This is a genomic window from Oleiphilus sp. HI0066, assembly GCF_001635725.1.
On the sequence record NZ_LWFH01001465.1, the window covers coordinates 1 to 1,195 of the forward strand.

A 1,195-nucleotide genomic window follows, 5' to 3' on the forward strand; every position below is an offset into this window, starting at 1 on the left:
GTATGACATTGCAGCCAATTCAACCGGCTGCATATTGAAAGGATTAGGTAATTGCCCGATGTTTTCACCCGGAAATCCAATACCTGTACCTTGCCCCAAACCAAGCGCATAAAACGAATCCCACAAAGCCTCTGGACCCAGATCAAGCGCCAATTTACTTGTTCCGACATTACTTGATTTAGCGATCACTTCTAGCAAGCTCAAACGGCCGTAATCTCTATGATCACGTATTGAGCGACCGCCTAAACGTAAAAAACCTGGAGAGGTTTCAACACTACTGTTGAGTGCGTATTTCTCAGACTCTAGAGCCGAAGCCAAGGTCACAAGCTTCATGGTCGAGCCCGGCTCAAATAGGTCCGTAATAGCTCGATTACGCAGATGTGACACGTTGAGATTTGATCGATTATTCGGGTTGTAAGATGGCTGATTCACCATTGCTAAGACTTCACCGGTTTCGATATCTAGAACCACAACTGACCCCGCTCTTGCACGGTGGATATCTACAGCAGCCTTCAACTCTCGGTAAGCAAGATATTGCAGGCGCATATCAATCGAAAGGCTAATGTCATTACCCGACTGCGCCAGCTCTACGACACCTAAGTCTTTAATAACTTGACCGGCACGGTTCTTCAAAACACGGTGCTTACCCTCTCGACCAGTTAACCACTCGTCATACGCGAGTTCGATACCCTCTTGGCCTTTTTCATCGATATTTGAGAAGCCCACAATGTGTGAAGCGACTTCACCTGCAGGGTAAAATCGCTTGTATTCTCTGCGGCTGTAAATACCAGAAAAACCCAGCTGCAATGCTTGCTGGGCTTCGTGAGGTGCTGCTTTTCTTTTGAGATAAACGAACTGCTTGTCTCGATTACTTTCAAGCCGCCGTTTGAGCCAACGTTTATTCACTCCAAGCGCGGCGGCAAGCTGAGCATATTCTTCATCCCCAAGTTTGACTTGGGTTGGATTTGCATAAATGGTTTCGACCGCTGCACTTATTGCCAGAGGCTCACCATATCGGTCAGATATTGTGCCTCGGTGTGCATCTAAGCGCTCAAGACGAATGGAGCGCACATCGCCTTGATGCGATAAAAAGCTTTGTTCGAAGATGTGCAAGTGCACAGCCCGACCCATCAAGGTCAAAACAACCAAGCACAAAATCGCAAGTAACGCATAATAGCGCCACATTACAATATGT

General features: G+C 47.1%; 1 protein-coding gene. It reads right to left on the bottom strand.

Annotated elements, in window-relative coordinates; all coding sequences use genetic code 11:
* A partial coding sequence (locus tag A3738_RS22740) for a penicillin-binding protein 2 (RefSeq protein ID WP_156504428.1) occupies positions 1-1,195 on the bottom strand: 1,195 nt, incomplete at both ends.